Origin of the sequence: Blastococcus sp. MG754426 (genome assembly GCF_021699055.1) — a bacterium.
Taxonomy (GTDB): domain Bacteria; phylum Actinomycetota; class Actinomycetes; order Mycobacteriales; family Geodermatophilaceae; genus Blastococcus.
In genome coordinates, this window is the sequence record NZ_SSXC01000046.1 from 26,062 (window position 1) to 32,559 (window position 6,498).

A 6,498-nucleotide genomic window follows, 5' to 3' on the forward strand; every position below is an offset into this window, starting at 1 on the left:
GCTCAGCCCCGGATCACCGGATCGGTGACGCCGTCGCGGCAGGCCAGTCCCTCGACGTCCCACCCGGCCCGCGTGGCACCGGCCCGGTACGCCGCCTCGAAGAAGGCCAGGACCGCCGCCTTCGGGTCGGCGGCCGAGCGTGCCGCGTCGTACGGCAGGACGGCCAGGTGGCTGCCGCGGCGTTCCAGCCAGTACCCGCCGGAGGGCAGCTCGGCCTCGGCCAGCCCCGCGGGCTCCGGGGCCGTGTAGGAGTAGAAGGCCGGATCCGGGAATGACTCGTCCCCAAACCAGAACCCGGAGCTGACGACCTCCCGGGAGTACGCCTCCCGGGTCACCGGGTCGGTGCCCTCGGCCGGTGGGACGACGCGGTCGGAGAACCGCGTCACCGCCAGGTCGAAGGTGTGCCAGAAGTGGTGCACCGGGCTCGTCTTGCCGGAGAACCGGCCGGCGAACTCCTCGAGGACGACGTTCACCTGGCTGAGGACCTGCCAGTACCGGGTCACCGCCGCGGTGTCGTAGCTCGCGTGCTCGGTGTCCTCGGCGAACGGCCGGTCGGCGTCCGGCAGGTCGAACGGGCGGGCCCCGGCGATGTCGATCCCGTGCAGCCCGGCGGCGGCCAGGGCGTGCTGGAGCTCGCGGTGGAACGACGCCACCGACCGCCCGGCCATGCCGAAGGACGCCCGGCGCCCCTCGACCGTGCTGATCTCGACGCGGTGGTCGACCAGGTCGAGGTCGACGGCGAAGGTGGGGTCCAGCCCCATCGGCCGGGTGGTGATGCCGCGGCCGGTGAGGTGGAAGGGCACGTTCCACCAGTGGTTGCGCCGGGGGCTCCCCAGCAACCGCACCCGGCCGACCACCTGGGCGAACCGGTGCACCGTCGCCAGGGTGTCCGACCACCCCGCGTACGGGATCGGGGGGAAGAGCTCCATCGCGGCACACCTCCACGGGACGGTCGCCGGCGGCAGCAGTGTCGCGCATGCCGGTGCCGTTGACGAGGTCGCGGCTCCCGCCCCGCGCCGCCGCGCCGGAGGGCCGGATCCACCTGCGGCGCCGCGGCGGCGTCAGCCGACCGGCGCCAGCCCGCGCCTCCGCAGCAGCGGCACCGGGTCGGCGTCGCGGCCACGGACGGCGCGGAAGGCCTCCAGCGGGTCGACCGATCCGCCGACGGCGAGCAGCCGCTCCCGGAAGGCGTCCCCGTTCTCGCGGCGCAGCCCGCCGTTCTCCTTGAACCACTCCACCGTGTCGGCGTCGAGCACCTCCGACCAGATGTAGGAGTAGTACCCGGCCGAGTAGCCCCCGGCGAAGACGTGCTGGAAGTAGGTCGTCCGGTAGCGCGGCGGCACGAGCTCGGACGCCACGCCGGCCCCGGCGAGGGCCGCCCGCTCGAACTCGACGGGGTCCCCCACCTCGGTCTCCGGGGTCAGCCGGTGCCAGGCCTGGTCGAGCAGGGTGGCGGCCAGGTACTCGAGCGTGCCGAAGCCCTCGCCCCACAACCGGGCGGCGTCGATGGCCTGCACGACCGAGGCCGGCAGCGGCTCCCCGGTGTCGGCGTGGCGGGCGTAGTGCGCGAGCACCTCGGGCCAGAGCGCCCACATCTCGTTGACCTGGCTCGGGAACTCGACGAAGTCGCGCGGCACGGCGGTGCCCGCGAAGCGGGGGTAGGTGACCGCCGAGCTCAGCCCGTGCAGCGCGTGGCCGAACTCGTGGAAGAGGGTGGTCACCTCGTCGAGGGTGAGCAGCGTGGGCCGGCCGGCCGGTGCGCGGGTGACGTTGAGGTTGTTGACGACGACCGGCCGGGTGCCCAGCAGCCGGGACTGGCGCACGAAGGAGCTCATCCACGCGCCGCCGCGCTTGCCCTCCCGGGCGAAGAAGTCCCCGAGGTAGAGCCCGACCTCCGCGCCGTCGGCATCGGCGACCTCCCAGACCCGGACGTCGGGGTGGTAGCCGGCGAGGTCGGGCCGCGGGGTGAAGCGGAACCCGTAGAGCAGCTCGGCCGCCCGGAACACGCCGTCGACCAGCACCCGGTCCAGCTCGAACCACGACCGCAGCGCCGTGGTGTCGACGGCGTACCGCTCGGCGCGCACCCGCTCGCTGTAGAAGGCCCAGTCCCACGCCGCGAGCTCGACGCCGTCGCGGGCGGCCACCTCGCGCAGCGCCTCCGCCTCGGCCTCGGCGTTGGCCACCGAGGCCGGCACCATCGCGTGCAGCATCGCGTCGACGGCGGCGGTCGTGCGCGCGGTGGAGTCGGCCAGCACGAGGTCGGCGTGGGTGGCGAAGCCCAGCAGGCGGGCCCGCTCGGCCCGCAGCCGGGCGATGCGCTCGGCGACGGGGCGGTTGTCGTGCTCGCCCGCGGACGCCCGGCCCACCGAGGCCTCGAACACCCGGCGGCGCAGCTCCCGGCCGCGGAGCTTGGCCAGCACCGGCTGGCCGGTGGGCAGCACGAGGGTGAGCAGGTACCCCTCGAGCCCGCGGTCGGTGGCCGCACGGGCCGCGGCGGCCACCTCCTCCTCGTCCAGCCCGTCGAGCTCCGCGGCGTCGGCCACCCGCACCGCCGCGGCCTCGGTGGCCAGCTGCAGGTTCTGCCCGAACGTCGTCGACAGCTCGGAGAGCTGCTGGTTGAGCTCGCCGAGGCGAGCTCGCCCCGCGCCGTCGAGGCGGGCGCCGGCGAGCACGAAGTCGAGGTGGTACCGCTCCACCAGCCGCGCCTGCTCCGCGTCGAGGCCGGCGGTCTCCCGGGCGGCGTGCACGGCGTCGATGCGGGCGAACAGCGCCGGGTCCAGCCGGAGGGCGTCGTCGTGGGCCGCGGCCAGCGGTGCGATCTCCCGCTCGATCTCCCGCAGTCGCGGCGTGGCGACCGACGACGACAGGTTGCCGAACACCGACCAGGCGCGGTCCAGGAGCGCACCGGACCGCTCCAGGGCGACGATGGTGTTCTCGAAGGTCGGTTCCTCGGCGCAGGCCAGCAGCGCGTCCACCTCCCGGCGCTGGTCGGCCATCCCCGCCAGCAGCGCCTCCCGGCAGTGCTCGAGGGTGATCTCGGCGAACGGGGGGAGCCGGAACGGCAGCTCGGAGGTGGTGGCCAGCGGGTTGTCGGCGGGGAGTGCCTCAGCGGTGCTCATCGCGTGCCATTAGACAGCGGCCGTCAGCGACCGGCCGTCCGCCGGTACTGCCGGACCGACAGCGGCACGAAGATCGCCAGGAACACGGCCACCCAGATGAAGACGTAGAGCACCGGGTTCTGCAGCGCCCACCCCTGCGGCTCGGGGGCCCCGGGCACGACGTTGCCGAACAGCTCGCGGGCACCCTGGACCACCGCGGAGACCGGGTTCCACTCCGCGAACGTCTTGAGGACCGACGGGAAGTTGTCGATCGGCACGAAGGTGTTCGCGATGAAGGTGATCGGGAAGATCACGATGAAGCTCGCGTTGTTGACGACCTCCGGCGTGCGCACGAGCAGCCCGACCAGGGCCATGACCCAGGACATGGCGTAGGCGAAGGTCAGGAGCAGGAGCACCCCGAGCACCGCCTCGCCGACGGAGGTGTTGACCCGCCAGCCGACGAGCAGACCGGTGATCATCATGACCCCGATGGTCAGCACGTTGAGCAGGAGATCGGCGACCGTCCGCCCGACCAGCACCGCCGAACGGGCCATGGGCAGCGACCGGAACCGGTCGATCAGGCCTTTCTGGAGGTCCTCGGCCAGGCTGGCGCCGGTGATCGTGCTGCCGAAGACCACCGTCTGGGCGAAGATCCCCGGCAGGAGGAACTCGGCGTAGCTGAGGCCGCCGGGCACGGGGATCGCGCTGCCGAAGACGTAGCGGAACAGCAGCACGAACATGATCGGCGAGAGCGTCGCGAAGACGATCAGGTCGGGCACCCGCTTCACCTTGATGAGGTTGCGGCGGGTGATGGTGAGGCTGTCGGAGACGGCCATGGCCAGCGTGGTCACCGGGATCCTCCTGCAGCGGGCACCGGGTCGGTGGCGGTCTCATCGGCGGCTGGGACGTCCTCGGCCGCGTGGCCGGTCAGGGTCAGGAAGACGTCGTCCAGGTCGGGACGGCGGAGCCCGACGTCGAGGACCTCCACCCCGCTGCCCTCCAGCCGGCGCAGCGCCTCGGCCAGCACCTCGGTGCCGCCGCGCACCGGCAGGCTCAGCCGGCGGCTCTGCTCGTCCGAGCGCGGCTGGTCGACGGCCAGCGGGCGCAGCCGCTCGCCGGCCTCGACCAGGTCGACCGCCCGGGCCAGCGTGAACTCCAGCCGCTGACCGCCCACCTGGGCCTTGAGCTCGTCACCGGTGCCGCGGGCGATGACCCGGCCGCGGTCGATGACGACCATCCGGTCGGCCAGCCGGTCGGCCTCCTCGAGGTACTGGGTGGTGAGCAGGATCGTGGTCCCGCCGTCCGCGAGCTCGGCGATGAACTCCCACATGGCCAGGCGGCTGCGCGGGTCCAGCCCCGTCGTCGGCTCGTCGAGGAAGAGCACCCGGGGCCGGTTGATCAGCGAGGCGGCGATGTCCAGCCGCCGCCGCATGCCCCCGGAGTACGTCTTCGCCGGCCGGCCGGCCGCGTCGGTGAGGTCGAACCGCTCGAGCAGCTCCCCCGCCCGGGCACGGGCCTCGCCCCTGGGCAGGTGGTAGAGGCGGCCCACCATCTCGAGGTTCTCGAACCCGGTGAGGTACTCGTCCACGGCGGCGTACTGGCCGGTGAGGCCGATCGACGCGCGCACGTCGTCGGCGTCGCGCACGACGTCGAGGCCGACCACCTCCGCCCGCCCCTCGTCGGCGAGGAGCAAGGTGGTGAGGATCCGCACCACCGTCGTCTTCCCCGCGCCGTTCGGGCCGAGCAGCCCGAGCACCGAGCCCTCGGCGACCGTCAGGTCCACACCGTCGAGCGCTGTCGTCGCTCCGTAGCGCTTGACCAGCCCCTCGACCACGATGGCGTCCGTCATGCCCCGGACCCTAGGCCCGCCTGCCGACAGTCTCCGCTGCTTTTCCCGATCGCGTCCACGCGCACGCCCCTCCGCCTGCGTCCCGCCAGGTGCGGGACGCAGACCCAGGACCGGCGGGCGCCGCGCGGCTCGTCGGTGGGTCGGGGAGCTACTCCGGGGTGACGGCGTAGCCGGCGTCGCGCATCGCCCCGATGACCTCGCCGGCGTGCGCGGGCCCGCGCGTCTCCAGGACGACGAAGACCTCCACCTCGCCGATGCCCAGCCGGGTCGCCGTCCGCTCGTGCTCGACCTCCAGCACGTTGGCGCCCACCGCGGCCAGCTCGGTGAGCAGGGCGGCCAGCGAGCCCGGGCGGTCGGGGATGCGCAGCCGCAGCGAGAGGTAGCGGCCGGCCGCGGCCATGCCGTGCTGCACGACCTTGAGCAGCAGCACCGGGTCGATGTTGCCGCCGGAGACGACGGCCACCAGGGGCGGCTCGAACGCGCGCGGGTCGGCCAGGACGGCGGCGACCGCGGCCACCCCCGCCGGCTCGACGACCATCTTGGCGCGCTCCAGGCAGAACAGCAGGGCGCGGGAGAGGTCCTCCTCGCTCACCGTGCGCACCTCGTCGACCAGCCCCCGGACGTGCGCGAAGGTCAGGTCGCCCGGCGCGGGGACGGCGATGCCGTCGGCCATCGTGGACATGCTCTGCAGGGCGACCGGCCGGCCGGCGGCCAGCGAGCCGGGCAGGGCGGCGGCCTCCTCGGCCTGCACACCGACCACGCGGACGTCGGGGCGGCGCTCCTTGACCGCCGCCGCGATGCCGGAGACCAGGCCGCCCCCGCCGGCGCAGACCAGGACCGTCGCGACCTCCGGGCACTGCTCGAGCACCTCCAGCCCGACGGTGCCCTGCCCCGCGATGACGTCGGGGTGGTCGAAGGGGTGGATGAACACCGACCCGGTCCGCTCGGCGTGCTCGGCGGCGGCGCGCAGCGGCTCGGCGAGCGACTGCCCGCACATCTCGACGCGCGCCCCGTAGGCCTGCGTCGCCGCCACCTTCGGCAGCGGCGCGGTCTCGGGCATGTAGACCGTCGCCTCCGCGCCGAGCAGCCGGGCGGCGAGCGCGACCCCCTGGGCGTGGTTGCCCGCGCTGGCGGCGACGACGCCGCGCGCCCGCTCCTCGTCGGTCAGCCGCGCGATCCGGGTGTAGGCGCCGCGGATCTTGAACGAGCCGGTGCGCTGGAGGTTCTCGCACTTGAGCCACACCGGGCCGCCGACGCGGTCGGCCAGCCCGCGCGAGTGCTCCAGCGGGGTGCGGCGGACGACACCGGCGAGCAGCTCGGCCGCCGCGGCGACGTCGGCACCGGTGACCAGGGGGACCGACATGTCGGAGATCATCGCAGCGCCGAGGGTCCTGCGACGCCGACCTCACCGGGCCTGTCGCGCCGAGTGGGCCCGGAGCGCAGCCGGGGCACGGAAACCGGTCGCGGTGCCGTCCGGAGGCCGACAGGCAGCACAGTCGTCGTACCGTGGCTGAGGTGACGGACACCCCCGCACCGGCAACCCCCTCCCCC

At 74.3% G+C, this 6,498-nt stretch carries 5 protein-coding genes; all 5 read right to left on the reverse strand.

Translation table 11 applies throughout. The features are described 5' to 3' along the window. Positions 1–2: 2 nt before the first annotated feature. Positions 3–929, reverse strand: coding sequence for a DUF5996 family protein (locus tag E9549_RS14920; protein WP_236827333.1), 927 nt, complete (start codon positions 927–929; stop codon positions 3–5). Positions 930–1,061: 132 nt separating this feature from the next. Beyond that, positions 1,062–3,119, reverse strand: a complete 2,058-nt coding sequence (locus E9549_RS14925; RefSeq protein ID WP_236827334.1) for a M3 family metallopeptidase — start codon at positions 3,117–3,119, stop codon at positions 1,062–1,064. A 23-nt stretch (positions 3,120–3,142) separates the two neighbouring features. Then, positions 3,143–3,949, reverse strand: a complete 807-nt coding sequence (locus E9549_RS14930) for an ABC transporter permease (RefSeq protein WP_236827335.1) — start codon at positions 3,947–3,949, stop codon at positions 3,143–3,145. Continuing rightward, positions 3,946–4,947: an ATP-binding cassette domain-containing protein gene (locus E9549_RS14935; protein WP_236827336.1), complete on the reverse strand. Its 1,002-nt coding sequence runs from the start codon at positions 4,945–4,947 to the stop codon at positions 3,946–3,948. The genes E9549_RS14930 and E9549_RS14935 overlap by 4 nt, the downstream gene beginning before the upstream one ends. Positions 4,948–5,095: 148 nt before the next feature. Then, the gene (ilvA, locus tag E9549_RS14940) at positions 5,096–6,310 is read right to left on the reverse strand and encodes a threonine ammonia-lyase (protein ID WP_236827337.1); all 1,215 of its coding nucleotides are present in this window, start codon (positions 6,308–6,310) and stop codon (positions 5,096–5,098) included. Positions 6,311–6,498: the final 188 nt, after the last annotated feature.